Raw genomic sequence first — 12,618 nt, forward strand, 5'->3', positions numbered from 1 at the left:
TTGGCATCCAGCCCCGCAAGCTCCGTCGTCACCGATGCCACGATCCCCGGCTTGTCTTCGCACGACAGGGTGAGGACATAGTTCTTGTTTGGCATGGGAAACTCCAGAGATACGAGCGGCAATGGACCGGGATCATAGTGACGGCGGCTGACGCGCGTCGACACAAATGCGAAGCGCTCAGTCCTTTTTCCGGCATTCAGCCGCCCGGTCAAATGATCTTTCGTCACCGGGCGATGAGATTCCCTTCAACCGGCAGGCTTGGTTCCGTACCAGCGCGGGGTGTAGACCCACTGGCCGCCATCCACCCGGTCAAAGCTCCGGGTGAGCGACGATCCGACGAGAATGACCGTGCGCATGTCGACCTGCTCGGGTGCAAGCTCCGCCAGGGTGATGACGCGCAGGGTTTCCGCCGGACGGCCGATGTCGCGGCCAAGCACGATGGGCGTTTGCGGCGTCCGGTGCTGGCGCAGGATTTCGATGGCCCGCGGCAATTGCCAGGGGCGCGGTTTGGAGATCGGATTGTAAAAGGCCATGGCGAAATCCGCTTCGGCCGCCAGCGCGATACGTTTTTCGATGATGTCCCATGGTTTCAGATTGTCGGACAGCGACAGGATGCAGAAATCATGGCCGAGTGGTGCGCCGCTGCGGCTGGCGGCGGCCATCGCGGCGGAGACACCGGGAAGGATCTGCAGATCGACGCCATGCCAGGCGGGATTATCGGATTCGTGCAGGGCTTCGACCACGGCGGCAGCCATGGCGAACACGCCGGGATCACCCGACGAAATCATCACGACCGAGCGGCCTGACGCGGCAAGATCGAAGGCGTGGCGGGCCCGCTGCATTTCCTCGCGATTGTCGGTCATGTGAATGATTTGGTCGGGGCGGAAAGACCCGGCCATGCGCACATAGGTCTCATAGCCGAGAATATCCTCGGCCCGCTGCAATTCGTGTTTCACCGCCGGAATCATGAAGTCCGGATCGCCCGGTCCAAGCCCGATGACTGCAAGGCGGCCGCGGGGATGCCCGGCCAATGTCACGTCATCCGGTGTGGCTGCGATGGCGATGGCAAATTTTTCATTGCCGCTTTGGCTGACCGGCTTTTTGATGAAAGCCGAAACGATATCCCGCGCGCTGCGTCCGTTTGCCGGAAGCAGCCGCAGCGGCAGGCCAAGCTCAGCCGCAAGATGATGCAGGGATGCGTTTGCACTGTGTTCTTCGCTGGCGGCGAGGCAGACGATGGAAGCAAGCGCGATGTTTTCCGCTGCCAGCGCGGCCCGCACCTCTTCAGCGCCGATATCACCCGCAATGCCGGCAACCGCTACCTTGGGGTGGAAGACCAGTTCGTTTTTCTGCGGGGCAATGTCCGACGGCGTGATGCGGATATGCATCGTGCCGTTGTCGTCGACCGGCAGGCGTGCCTCCTCCAGCCAGGGCGCCGGACCGTCGATCTGCACCGCCTTGCCGGCCAGAAGATCGGCGATGAAACGCTTGCCATCCTCGGGGTTTTTCAAATGGAATTCCGCTGGCGGATTGAGCAGGCAGGTACCGAAACGCAATTCGCCCGACGTGGTGATTGCGGGCGATACGCCGAGAATTGCGGCGAGCTGCCGTGCCAGCACGTTGACGCCGGTGGTTCCGCCAAGCAGTGGCACCACGGCGCTGCCGTCGTCGGCAATGGCCAGCACCGGCGGTTCGCCGCCCTTGTTCTCCAGAAGCGGTGCCAGCGCGCGGATGGTAATGCCGGCGGAGCACAGGGCGGCAATGGCGTTGCCGCTGCGGTAATGCGCGCGCAGCGTTTCGCCGAAATTGCTGTAGGTCTGGTCGGCACCCTGCACGCGGCCTTCCAGTCCATGAATGACCGCGTCGGGATGGCCGGCTTTTATGCGCAGAGCCGTCTCCATGCCCTGCGCGCTCAAAACCATCAGGACAAGCGGGGCTGTCATTCGCCGCCACCCTGCCATTTCTCGCCGGGCACGAGAATGAGCGAGAAATAGGGTGAGGATTCCGGATCGACATCGCGCAAGGGGACGATGCGCTGCGCGTCCATGGTGGCGCGCTCGACGTAGAGGGCACGGTCCATCAGCCCGAGTTCGGCGATGACATCGCGCACCTTCGCCAGATTCTTGCCGAGTTTCATGATGGCGGCCGCTTCCGTCGCGGCGAGGCGGGTTTTCAGCTCATGGGCCGGAAGCACGCCGGAGAGCACCGTCAATGTCTGGTTGCGGTACACGAGCGGTGCACCCAGCACGGCGGCGCCACCCAGAATGGAGCAGACGCCGGGCACGACTTCCGTCTCATACTGTCCGGCCAGCCGGTCATGGATATACATGAAGGAGCCGTAGAAGAACGGGTCGCCCTCGGCAATGACGGCGACATCCTTGCCCGCATCCAGATGCGTTTTAAGAATTTCGGTGATCTCGCCATAGAAATCACTGACGATGGCTTCATAATTCATGTGCGCCGGCAGCTTTTCCGTCGTGACCGGATAGATCAGCGGCACAAGCAGCTGGCTGTCGTTGAGATAGGTCTCGACGATGGTCAGCGCATTGCCCTTCTTGCCCTTGGCCGCGTGATAGGCAACGACGGGCGCCGCCTGCAGCAGGCGCAGGGCCTTGAGCGTGATGAGTTCGGGATCGCCGGGACCAACGCCCAGTCCGAAAAGCCGTCCAGGCTGCGGCATTATTCTTTCTCCGAAGCAAGTGCGTTGATCGCAGCCGCGGCCATGGCGCTGCCGCCCCGCCGTCCGTGCACGACGACGAAGGGAACGCCGCGGCTGTTTTCGGCCAGCGCCGCCTTCGATTCCATCGCCCCGACGAAGCCGACGGGAAAGCCGAGGATCAGCGCCGGTTTCGGTGCGCCCTCATCGAGCATTTCGAGGAGACGGAACAGGGCGGTCGGCGCGTTGCCGAAGGCCACCACGGCACCGGCGAGATGCGGACGCCACAGTTCGAGCGCCGCCGCCGAACGGGTATTGCCCATGTCGCGGGCGAGAGCGGCGACGGACGGGTCCGAGAGCGTGCAGATAACGTCATTGTTGGCGGGCAGGCGCGCGCGCGTCACCCCTTCGAGCACCATGCGGGCATCGCACAGGATGGGTGCGCCCCTGGCGAGGGCGGCAACACCCGCTGCGCCAGCGCCTTCGGAAAAGGCGAGGTCCCCGATCACGTCGACCATGCCGCAGGCATGGGCGACGCGCACGGCCAGCTTTTCCAGATCGGCGGGAATACGGCTAAGATCGGCCTCGGAGCGGATGATGGCGAAGGAGCGATCATAGATCGCCTGACCGTCGCGGATATAGTCAAGCATGCGGTGGCCCCCCAGAGCCGGAAGTGAGCGGCCTTTGGGTCAATGGCCGGGAATTCAACGGAAGGTTGCCGATCCATTCGGCAGCTTCCTCGATAGTGACATGTGCAGCCAATAGCTTGCCAAAACGCGACGGTCCATTGGTCGCACGCAGAAATATGTCGTAGTACCCCGGTTCGCGCGCAACCAGCGTGACCGGTTTGGCCGAGGGCGAGGCGCAGGATTTGGCGCAACCGGTCAGGTGAACCGCCAGTTCGGGAGCCTTGCCGTGGAGCAGCGCGCCGAGCTTCAATCCGTCGGCCTGCGTTGCGCCGAGCGCCGATCCGCAGCCGGCGGAGCCGGAGCAGCTGATCATGGTTGCAAACGGATCGTCCGGCCGGGCGGCGAAACCGAGTGCTTCGATTTCGCGCATGGTTTGCGCTATCACGGGCTCGGCAACCTCAGGCAGCAACAGGCTCTGCCACGGGGTGACCCGCAGCTTTCCCTTGCTGTTCTTTGCCGCCAGAACGGCGACGGCGTCCAGCCTGTCCGGGTCAAGCCGCCCGAGCGGCGGCATGGCGCCGATGAGGCGGCAATTTGCGCCGCGTTCCGCCAGCAGGCCGAGATGCCCATGCGCACGGGGTAACGTTCTGCGCCATGCATTGGCGTTCTCGTCACGCACCGGGACATTCAGGCGTGCTTCCAGACGCGAGATGAAGGTGTCGCGCCCGATGGCCGCGATCATATGGCGGAGGCGCGACGCCGCCGGATTGGCGGCATTCCAGTCAATGAACACATCGAGAATCGCTGTGATCAGATGCATGGCCCGGGACGCGCCGGCGCTGCCGAGAGCGGGCGTATCATCCGCTCGCGTCGGCGGTATGCCGGCAACACCCAGGGCAAACCGGGGGCTGTCTGCGCCGATGGCGCTGAGCCAGATGTCATGGGGATGCTCCACCATGGCAACGCTTTCGCCGCCGTCGACGAGAATGGAGAACTTTGGCGACAGGCGCTGGTAGGAGGCATTGGTCTGCAGGATTTCGAGCAGTTGCAAGGCGAGCGGCCGCACGTCGAATCGGCCCGGCACGACACCGGCGATCGGGCTGACCATGACGTTGCGCACATCGTCGCCCCGGTCGGTCAAAGGGCCAAGCCCGGCAGCCAGCAGCGCTGCGATCAACGGATTTTCCGTATCGGGCCGCACGCCGCGAATCTGCAGATTGGCGCGGTTGGTGATCTCGATGACGCCGTTGCCGAACTGCCGGGCTGCATCGGCAATGCGGTGCGCCTGTTCAGCGCTGAGGCTGCCGAACGTCAATTTGACGCGGCATATCGCGCCGTCAAGCGCCCTGGCCATGCGGAACAATCCGGGGCAGGCGGACCGCCGGTCTTCAATTCTGCTCGGGACTGCGTCCATGGTGCTTAACTGGCTCATCGGATCAGGGTTTTACAGGATGGCCGTGGCGGAGGAAAGACATATGATCCGCAAGTGCTCCGGGCCGCGCCGCGTGAGCTTCGTTGACCCTTCCGGCGCTTTCGGGCATGCATAGCCTCTGCAATCAACGGGACATGACATGACGCCTTGGCTGACGATTATCGGGATTGGTGAGGACGGCTATGGCGGGCTTGGCACCAATGCCCGCGCGGCGCTGCAACAGGCCACGGCGGTTTTCGGCGGCAAGCGGCACCTCGACTTCCTGCCGGAAACAGTTGCAGCAAAGCGGATCGCATGGCCGACGCCTTTTTCCGATGTCTATCCCAGCCTGACGGCCTTGCGCGGCACTGATGTGGTGGTGCTCGCCAGCGGCGATCCCATGCATTTCGGTATGGGAGCAACGCTGACGCGGTTCGTTGACCGGAGTGAAATGCGCATTCTGCCCGCGCCATCGTCGTTTTCCCTTGCGGCGGCCGCCATGGGCTGGCCGGTGCAGCATGTCCAATTGCTCAGTGTGCACGGGCGGCCGGTGGAAACGCTGTTCAGATCATTCACATCAGGGGCAAAGCTGCTGATCCTCAGCAATGATGGCGGCACACCGGCGCAGGTGGCGCAGATGCTGGTGGCCAATGGTTTTGGTTCGGCCCGGCTGACGGTGCTCGAACATATGGGCGGGGCGGCGGAGCGCCGCGTCGAGGGATCGGCCAAGGGCTGGCTTCATCCGCGCGGCGCCGATCTCAACGTTCTCGCGGTGGATTGCGGACCGGCCGAACCGGAAGCGCGGTCCTATTCCATCCTTTCGGGCCTGCCTGACGAGGCCTATGAGAATGACGGCCAGTTGACCAAGCGGGATGTCCGCGCTGTCACCCTGGCGCGGCTCGGGCCGCGTCCGGGAGAGCTGTTGTGGGATGTGGGGGCCGGATGCGGCTCCATCGGCATCGAGTGGATGCGCAGCGATCCTTCCTGCCGGACAATCGCCGTGGAGGCCAATGACCAGCGGCAAGGCGTCATCGAGCGCAATGCGCGGGCACTGGGCGTTCCGGATCTGCAGCTTGTCCGGGGTGAGGCCCCCGCAGCGCTTTCCGGCCTGGCCGCGCCCGACGCCATTTTCATCGGCGGCGGCGTCACGGATGACGGTGTGATGGACGCCTGCTGGAACGCGCTGAAACCGGGCGGGCGGCTTGTGGCCAATGCCGTGACCCTGCAGAGCGAGGCGGCGCTGATTGGCTGGCGCGGCAGGTTTGGCGGCGAGCTGACGAAACTCTCCGTTGCCCAGGCGCAGCCGCTCGGTTCCTTCGATGCGTGGCGCTCCGCCCTGCCCGTCGTGATCTATTCCGTCCGCAAACCCGTGGATTGACAGCCGGAGCGGCTGCGCGACAGGATTGCGACAGGATTATGCAGTCTAAGGGGAGCGGGTGATTGCTATTGCGCGCGAATTCATATTCAACCGGTCCATCAGTTCCGATCTCTCGGTCGTGACCGCCGTTTTGATTTCCGGCCCCGATAGCAATCTGGGAGACTCTAGCAGGAATTAAATATGGCAACTTACAAGTACTTCACCTGGCCGTTTCTGTTCACGGCGGTTGGACTGGCGCTCGGCGCGTGGATAGGCTTCATCTATTCGGGGACGGTTGAAGGCACATTATCCGTCCTCTTCATCTGTGCGGTGCTGGGCATTCTTGAAATTTCGCTGTCGTTTGACAATGCGATTGTGAACGCCAGGATTCTTCGGGACATGACGCCGGTCTGGCAGCGCCGGTTTCTGACATGGGGCATCATCATTGCGGTGTTCGGCATGCGGATCATCTTCCCGCTGGCGATTGTCGCGATTGCCGCATGGATCGATCCGCTTTCGGCACTGAAGCTGGCCATTTCAAATCCGGAGCAATATGCGCGGATCATGCAGGATGCCCATGTCGGCATTTCCGCTTTCGGCGGTACATTCCTCCTGATGGTCGGCCTCAAATTCTTCTTCGACCATGAGAAGGACGTGCACTGGATCCGCGTCGTTGAAAGCCGCGCATCCCGCTTCGCCTCGGTGCAGGGCATCGAGGTCGGCGTGGTCCTGGCATTGATCATCTTCTTCTCCAGGCAGCTCGACGGTGCGGAATCGGTGACGTTCCTGACATCGGCCATCTACGGCCTGCTGACCTTCCTCGTGGTGGAAGGGCTCGGCGCGCTTCTCGATGCCTCGCAGGAACAGATGGACACGGTGCACAAGGGCGGGCTGGGCGCGTTTCTTTATCTGGAAGTGCTCGATGCAAGTTTTTCGTTCGACGGCGTCATCGGCGCATTCGCGCTGTCGACCAATCTGTTTGTCATTGCGATCGGTCTCGGCATCGGCGCGTTCTATGTGCGTGCGCTGACCATCATGATGGTGGAGAAGCAGACGCTCGGCCAGTACCGTTATCTCGAGCATGGGGCATTCTATGCGATCCTCGTCCTTGCGGTGATCATGTACTGCCAGACCCTGGTCCATATTCCCGAAGTGGTCACCGGTCTTATCGGCGCGGCGCTCATCATCTTCTCGCTCTGGTCGTCGATCCGCTACCGGCGCCGGCATCCGGATGAGGCGGAGCACGCCTGATCCGTGCACAGACCCCGGCTTTTTCTGTAATCAGTTCTGGCTGAGCCGGTCGAGATGCATGCGGATGTGGGCGGCTTCAGCCGGTGTATTGGCAAGGGCTATCGCGCGGTCGAAGGCAATGCGTGCCTCCCGGCTGCGGCCAAGTTGCATCAGCAGGCCGCCCTTGACGCCGAAAAAGTGAAAATAGCCGGACAGCCTGTCTTCCAGCGGCTCGATCAGCAGCAGCGCCGCTTCGGGGCCATGCACCTTTGCCACGGCGATGGAGCGGTTCAGCGTGATAACGGGTGAAGGGGTCAGCCTTTCAAGCGTGGCGTAGAGCAGATCGATTTCCAGCCAGTCCGTATCCTGCGGGCGCAGGGCCCGCGCATGCAGGGCGGCAATGGCCGCCTGTATCTGATAGGCGCCCGGCTGCCGGTGGCGCATGGCCTTGTCGATCAGGGCGAGGCCTTCGGCAATCATCGTGCGGTTCCACAGGCTGCGATCCTGATCGTCGAGGAGAACGACGGCGCCTTCCGCGTCGAATCGGGCCTTGGCGCGGGCGTGCTGCAGCAACAGCAATGCGGTCAGGCCCATGATCTCCGGCTCCGCCGGGAAGATGCGCAGGAGCAGCCGCGCCAGCCGGATCGCCTCGTCGCAGAGTGGAAACCGTGCCTCCACTTCGGTGCTGCCGGCGGAGTAACCCTCGTTGAAGATCAGGTAGATCATGGCACTCACGGCCGAAAGCCGTTCGGCCCGCTCGAAGGCGTCGGGCGTCTCGAACGGGATTTCACCGGAGGAAATACGGCCCTTGGCACGGGTGATGCGCTGTTCCATAGCGCTTTCACCCACAAGGAACGCCCGGGCGATCTGGCGGACCGAAAGTCCTGAAACGATGCGCAGCGCCAGAGCGATCTGCTGCGTGGCCGGAAGATCGGGATGGCAGCAGATGAACAGCAGCCGGAGGATGTCATCGCGATAGTCGGCACTGTCTATCTTCTCGGCGATGGCTGTTTCGGCATCCCCAAGGTCGGACAGCAGGTCTTCCGGCGGCAGCGGCTGCTGCTTGGCCTGCCGCCGCACGGTATCGATGGCGCTGTTGCGGCCAACGAAGATCAGCCACGCTATGGGATCGCGCGGCGGGCCGTTCTTCGGCCAGTGCTTGAGCGCGCGCAGGCAGGCCTCCTGGAAGGCTTCTTCCGCCGTATCGAGATTGCGGAAATAGCGCAGCAGGGCACCCACGGCCTGCGGGCGTGCGGCGGCCAGCGCGCCATCGATCCAGGAGGGGTCCGTCATTGGGAACCCGATCCGGGTCTGAACAAGGCGATCGGGCGGATCTCGTAGGAACCCTGTCCGGGATTGGCCTGCGCCAGATCGCGGGCGAAGGCGAGCGCCTCGTCCAGCGATTCGCAATCAACGACGTAGAAACCGAGAAACTGTTCCTTCGTCTCGGCGAACGGGCCGTCGATGACCAGAGGTTCGCCGCGGGATTTGCGCAGCGTTGTCGCGGCTGTTGTGGGCAGAAGCCGGGCAACGGGTCCCAGCTTGCCTGATTTGGCGAGCTTGTCCTGCACGGCGCCAAGCCGTTCCATCACGAGGTCGTCTTCCTCCTTTGTCCAGGAACCGACAACGTCTTCCATATTGTAGCAAAGCACGGCGTATAGCATCCGGATGCACTCCTTCTTCCTCAAGACGAACCACTATGGCCGATCCCGACAGGAGATCGAGAAAAATTGCAAGCGTGCATCGCGTTGCTTTGCGGGGCGTTATTTCGGCGCCGGTGACCGCAGCTGCTTGACGGTGGCGCGCACCACGTAGCGCGCACGGCCCAGCGTGTTGCTGCGCAACCGCCGCAGTTTCCACCGCATGCCAAGATCGGTTTTGATCTTCTTGGCATTGAAACTCATCTTCATCGCCGAAGCGTCCCGCGCCGTTTTGACGGGATCGGCGTAAAACTCCCCGATTTTCGCCTTGGACATGCCGGCACTCTTGAACCAGCGCGGAATATAGGTGTTGCACAGCCGGTCCACGTCGGTGAGGGCCTTTTCGATACCCGTGCCGGTGATCGGGCAGACAACGCAGAAGGCGTCGCCGATGAGAACGACGCCATCCTGTTTGTGATTGCGCACTTGCACGAGATCGATGGGGCGGGCGATGACCGGGCCGGTAATGGTGAGTTCGCCGAAGGTCTTTTCCAGTCCCGGCATCAAGGCGCGCAGGCCCTGCTCGGGCTGATCGCGGAATGAGCGGGTCCATTCCTCCGACGACTTCCGGTAGACGAAGAAATTGGCGCGGATTTTATCCCCGATGGGAAAGAGCGTGAGGTAGGATACGCGGTCATTGAATTTAGCCCCGTTCCAGACCAGAGATGGAAAGGGAAAGTGCGATGGCGGCTGTACCAGGTCGAAACCGCAGCACAGCGAATGCTGCGGGCTTATGATGTCGCGCTCGATGCCGAGTTTCTTGCGGATCGTATCGCCAAGGCCGGTGGCAACGATCAGGAGCCGCGCGGTGAATTTTCTGCCATCGGATAATGTCACGTCCTGCAGGTTTTCGCTGGTCGCGATGTCATCGACCCGGCCGACAAGGGAGCGCACGCCCGAAGGAATGGCGCGGCGCAAGGTATTGACCAGATCGGAATAATCGCCGCCATATTCGCGCGTTGTGGTCCGCTCGAACCGGCCGAACCTGTAGAGCCATACGCCGTCAAAGGCGGTCACTTCGGCCCGCACGACATCGCCGAGACCGATGCGCTCGAACAGGTCCATCTGGGTTTGCGCGACTTTCTCGGCGCGAAAGTCCGGCGGATGACGGTCATGGCTGCTGATCAGGGTGACGTCGTAGCCTTGACGGAACAGGGCGGTGGCGGCGCTGGCCCCTGCCAGCCCGCCTCCGATGATCACCACGTCGGTCTGGATGGGCTGTGCCTCCGTCCCTTGAATTGCCAATTCCCGTTCAACCATGCATGCTCCGCAGACCTGTAGACCGCTCGATCAGTCTACGTGAAGCCGGATAATACAGCGTAAATAAGATGTATGTTAAACAATCGATTATGCTGGTTGTGGATACAGTGTTCACGTCTGCGTGTGTCTTGAAGAGGTAAGCGTTTGTGATTCCAGACTATGATATCCGGGTTTACAGCCATCCCGATCAGCTCTCGCCCCAATGGCCGGCGGCCGGAGCGGTCACGGATGCCCGGCAGTATATTTTCCAGACAACGACATTCCTGCGGACCTGGCTGGCATCCTACGGTACCCGGCCGGGCAACCGGCTTTGCCTGGTTGAAGTCTGGGATCTCTCCGGAAATCCGCTGTGCTTTCTGCCGCTCGGCATCTCGTCGCGGCATGGCGGGCGCATCCTTACCTTCGTCGATGATGGCGTGGCCGATTACAATGCACCAATCCTTTTCCCCAACGGCGATGAGTGGACACGGACAGCGGCGGAACGGCTGTGGAGCCGGATTGCAGAGGCCCTGCCGCCGTTTGACATGGCGATCTTCGATAAAATGCCGGAGCAAATCCGCGACCGCACGAATCCGCTGTTCCTGCTGGCCGGCGAGATGAACGGCGAGTCGTGCCATCTGACGAACCTCAAGCGCAGCTGGCCGGAGATCGATCAGTCGCAGCCGGGGTCGAAAAACCTGAGGAACCGGCATCGGGCGCTGGAACGGCTGGGCGAATGCCGGCTGCTGATTGCGGCGACGGCGGAAGAACGCGCCTTTGTGCTTGAGACGCTGCTTGCCCAGAAACAGCGCCGGTTTGAGGAAACGCAGGTGCCGGGTTTCGACAAGGAGCCGGAAAAACAGAGCTTCTTTACGCTGGGAACGGACAATTTCGCCGCAGCAAATGCGCTGCACCTGTCCGCGCTTGTGGTGAACGGCCAGGTTATCGCGGCGATGTGGGGATTGGTCGAAGGCAGGCACTATTACGGGCTCGTCTTCACATTCGAATCCGGCGAATGGTCGAAATATTCTCCGGGGCGGGTGCTGCATTACCTGCTGCTGCGCCATTTGCTCGATGGCGGCTATGATTGCCTGGATCTTGGCATCGGCGACGAGCCGTGGAAGCTGAACTGTTGCGACGTCACCATCGACCTGAAAAAGATGACGCTTGTCCGCACAGCACGCGGGCGGGTCATCGCAACGCGGTTGCGCGTGATGGAGAGGCTGCGTGCGACGCCCCTGTGGCAGAAACTCAGGCCGCTCAAGTGGAAAGCCTTACGCGCGTTGCGCTGATGCCATAAGAGATAACATATTGAATGCGCCATTGCGGGATGGCGGTGCATTGTAGCGGTTTCCAGACTGGGGCAGGACTTGATTGATGGCCGTATCGATTATCATGAAAACGCTGAACGAAGAAAAACGCATTGCAGCGGCGATTGAAAGCGCATTGCAGGCCCTGCCGGGCGGCACGGTCGAAGTCATCGTGGCCGATAGCGGTTCCACCGACCGGACGGTCGAAATCGCCATGCAGTATCCGGTGACCGTGGCGCAGATCGTTAATCCGGCCAAACCCAGCTGCGGCATCGGTCCGCAACTGGGCTTCCAGTACAGTCACCACGATCTCGTCTGCCTCATGGATGGTGACATGCTGCTCGACAAGGATTTCCTTGGCGCGGCCATCGCGTTTCTCGATGCCAATCCCCGGGTTGCGGGGGTGACGGGACATGTGGTGGAAATGAATGTCGACAATCTCGAATTCACCCGCCGGGTGCGCCGCGTGTCGCCGGAAAACCGGACGGGATCGATTGACCGCATGAATGGCGGTGGCCTTTACCGCCGTGCTGCCATTGCGGAGGCCGGCTATTTCTCCGACCGCAATCTGCACGGCTATGAGGAATTCGACCTGGGCGTGCGCCTGCGGTCGCTCGGGTGGGAGCTGCACCGGCTTGACCGCCGTTTCGTCGCGCATTTCGGCCATTCCATCAATGCCTACACCTTGCTGGTGCGGCGCTGGCGCTCGAAATATCTGCGGGGCGTCGGCGAATTGCTGCGCGCCGCGCTTGGCCGTCCCCATTGGAACAAGCTGGTGCACGAGCTGCCGGAACTTCGCCTGTGGGCCGGGGTGTATCTGTGGTGGCTGGTGATGATCGGGCTTCTGGTTTTCCTGCCCGACAAGACGATAGCCCTATTGATCGATGCGGCCCTGATCATCCTCGTCATTGCCGCGATGAGCCTGAAGCAGCGCAGCCTGTCGCTGGGCGTCTATGCCGTTGTCGCCTGGTGTTTCCATGCCGCCGCCCTGCCGCTCGGCTTTTTCCATCCCCGCCGCCAGCCCGATGACTGGATCGAGAGCCAGGTCGTCTCCAAGGACAACTAGGCTGCCGATAAAGACATAGG

The 12,618-nt window shown here is 62.3% G+C and carries 11 protein-coding genes; 4 read left to right on the top strand and 7 right to left on the bottom strand.

Annotation, left to right across the window (positions count from 1 at the left end; genetic code table 11):
- Nucleotides 1-245 precede the first annotated feature (245 nt).
- From cobJ to cobG, 4 genes are read right to left on the bottom strand one after another with little or no spacing between them, the layout of a single operon-like run.
- Nucleotides 246-1,943, bottom strand: a complete 1,698-nt coding sequence (cobJ, locus tag ACTJJ7_RS20215) for a precorrin-3B C(17)-methyltransferase (protein WP_440968633.1) — start codon at nt 1,941-1,943, stop codon at nt 246-248.
- The gene (locus tag ACTJJ7_RS20220; RefSeq protein ID WP_440968634.1) at nt 1,940-2,680 is read right to left on the bottom strand and encodes a precorrin-2 C(20)-methyltransferase; all 741 of its coding nucleotides are present in this window, start codon (nt 2,678-2,680) and stop codon (nt 1,940-1,942) included. Before ACTJJ7_RS20220 ends, cobJ begins: the two co-directional genes overlap by 4 nt.
- Complete coding sequence (locus tag ACTJJ7_RS20225; protein ID WP_105734470.1) at nt 2,680-3,306, bottom strand: precorrin-8X methylmutase; 627 nt, start codon at nt 3,304-3,306, stop codon at nt 2,680-2,682. Before ACTJJ7_RS20225 ends, ACTJJ7_RS20220 begins: the two co-directional genes overlap by 1 nt.
- Nucleotides 3,299-4,717 carry a precorrin-3B synthase gene (gene cobG / locus ACTJJ7_RS20230; protein ID WP_440968635.1) on the bottom strand — a complete coding sequence of 473 codons (1,419 nt, stop codon included), beginning with the start codon at nt 4,715-4,717 and terminating at the stop codon, nt 3,299-3,301. Before cobG ends, ACTJJ7_RS20225 begins: the two co-directional genes overlap by 8 nt.
- Before the next feature lie 139 nt (nt 4,718-4,856).
- Here cobG and cbiE point away from each other — a divergent pair, with 139 nt between their 5' ends.
- Both cbiE and ACTJJ7_RS20240 read left to right on the top strand, forming a co-directional pair.
- Nucleotides 4,857-6,074 carry a precorrin-6y C5,15-methyltransferase (decarboxylating) subunit CbiE gene (gene cbiE / locus ACTJJ7_RS20235; protein ID WP_440968636.1) on the top strand — a complete coding sequence of 406 codons (1,218 nt, stop codon included), beginning with the start codon at nt 4,857-4,859 and terminating at the stop codon, nt 6,072-6,074.
- 180 nt (nt 6,075-6,254) lie between these two features.
- The gene (locus tag ACTJJ7_RS20240) at nt 6,255-7,304 is read left to right on the top strand and encodes a DUF475 domain-containing protein (RefSeq protein WP_440968637.1); all 1,050 of its coding nucleotides are present in this window, start codon (nt 6,255-6,257) and stop codon (nt 7,302-7,304) included.
- A 30-nt stretch (nt 7,305-7,334) separates the two neighbouring features.
- Here ACTJJ7_RS20240 and ACTJJ7_RS20245 read toward each other — a convergent pair whose 3' ends face one another.
- From ACTJJ7_RS20245 to ACTJJ7_RS20255, 3 genes are all read right to left on the bottom strand, one after another.
- Nucleotides 7,335-8,576, bottom strand: a complete 1,242-nt coding sequence (locus tag ACTJJ7_RS20245; RefSeq protein ID WP_440968638.1) for an RNA polymerase sigma factor — start codon at nt 8,574-8,576, stop codon at nt 7,335-7,337.
- Entirely contained in the window at nt 8,573-8,947 is a 375-nt protein-coding gene (locus ACTJJ7_RS20250) for a YciI family protein (RefSeq protein WP_440968639.1), read from the bottom strand. The genes ACTJJ7_RS20245 and ACTJJ7_RS20250 overlap by 4 nt, the downstream gene beginning before the upstream one ends.
- A 99-nt stretch (nt 8,948-9,046) precedes the next feature.
- Nucleotides 9,047-10,243 carry an FAD-dependent oxidoreductase gene (locus ACTJJ7_RS20255; protein ID WP_105734476.1) on the bottom strand — a complete coding sequence of 399 codons (1,197 nt, stop codon included), beginning with the start codon at nt 10,241-10,243 and terminating at the stop codon, nt 9,047-9,049.
- A 146-nt stretch (nt 10,244-10,389) separates the two neighbouring features.
- Here ACTJJ7_RS20255 and ACTJJ7_RS20260 point away from each other — a divergent pair, with 146 nt between their 5' ends.
- Together ACTJJ7_RS20260 and ACTJJ7_RS20265 are read left to right on the top strand one after the other, a co-directional pair.
- A complete protein-coding gene (locus ACTJJ7_RS20260) occupies nt 10,390-11,514 on the top strand; it encodes a GNAT family N-acetyltransferase (RefSeq protein ID WP_440968640.1) in 1,125 nt (374 codons plus the stop codon).
- An 85-nt stretch (nt 11,515-11,599) separates the two neighbouring features.
- The gene (locus ACTJJ7_RS20265; RefSeq protein WP_440968641.1) at nt 11,600-12,598 is read left to right on the top strand and encodes a glycosyltransferase; all 999 of its coding nucleotides are present in this window, start codon (nt 11,600-11,602) and stop codon (nt 12,596-12,598) included.
- Nucleotides 12,599-12,618 lie beyond the last annotated feature (20 nt).

Source organism: Phyllobacterium sp. 22229, from assembly GCF_052056495.1.
In the GTDB taxonomy this organism is placed as follows: domain Bacteria; phylum Pseudomonadota; class Alphaproteobacteria; order Rhizobiales; family Rhizobiaceae; genus Phyllobacterium; species Phyllobacterium myrsinacearum.

Bases quoted from the DNA above. Each gene is read 5' to 3' on its own strand.
- ACTJJ7_RS20240 (WP_440968637.1), top strand. From the start codon at position 6,255: ATGGCAACTTACAAGTACTTCACCTGGCCGTTTCTGTTCACGGCGGTT.
- ACTJJ7_RS20255 (WP_105734476.1), bottom strand. From the start codon at position 10,243: ATGGTTGAACGGGAATTGGCAATTCAAGGGACGGAGGCACAGCCCATC.
- cobG (WP_440968635.1), bottom strand. From the start codon at position 4,717: ATGAGCCAGTTAAGCACCATGGACGCAGTCCCGAGCAGAATTGAAGAC.
- cobJ (WP_440968633.1), bottom strand. From the start codon at position 1,943: ATGACAGCCCCGCTTGTCCTGATGGTTTTGAGCGCGCAGGGCATGGAG.
- ACTJJ7_RS20225 (WP_105734470.1), bottom strand. From the start codon at position 3,306: ATGCTTGACTATATCCGCGACGGTCAGGCGATCTATGATCGCTCCTTC.
- ACTJJ7_RS20245 (WP_440968638.1), bottom strand. From the start codon at position 8,576: ATGACGGACCCCTCCTGGATCGATGGCGCGCTGGCCGCCGCACGCCCG.
- ACTJJ7_RS20220 (WP_440968634.1), bottom strand. From the start codon at position 2,680: ATGCCGCAGCCTGGACGGCTTTTCGGACTGGGCGTTGGTCCCGGCGAT.
- cbiE (WP_440968636.1), top strand. From the start codon at position 4,857: ATGACGCCTTGGCTGACGATTATCGGGATTGGTGAGGACGGCTATGGC.
- ACTJJ7_RS20265 (WP_440968641.1), top strand. From the start codon at position 11,600: ATGGCCGTATCGATTATCATGAAAACGCTGAACGAAGAAAAACGCATT.
- ACTJJ7_RS20250 (WP_440968639.1), bottom strand. From the start codon at position 8,947: ATGCTATACGCCGTGCTTTGCTACAATATGGAAGACGTTGTCGGTTCC.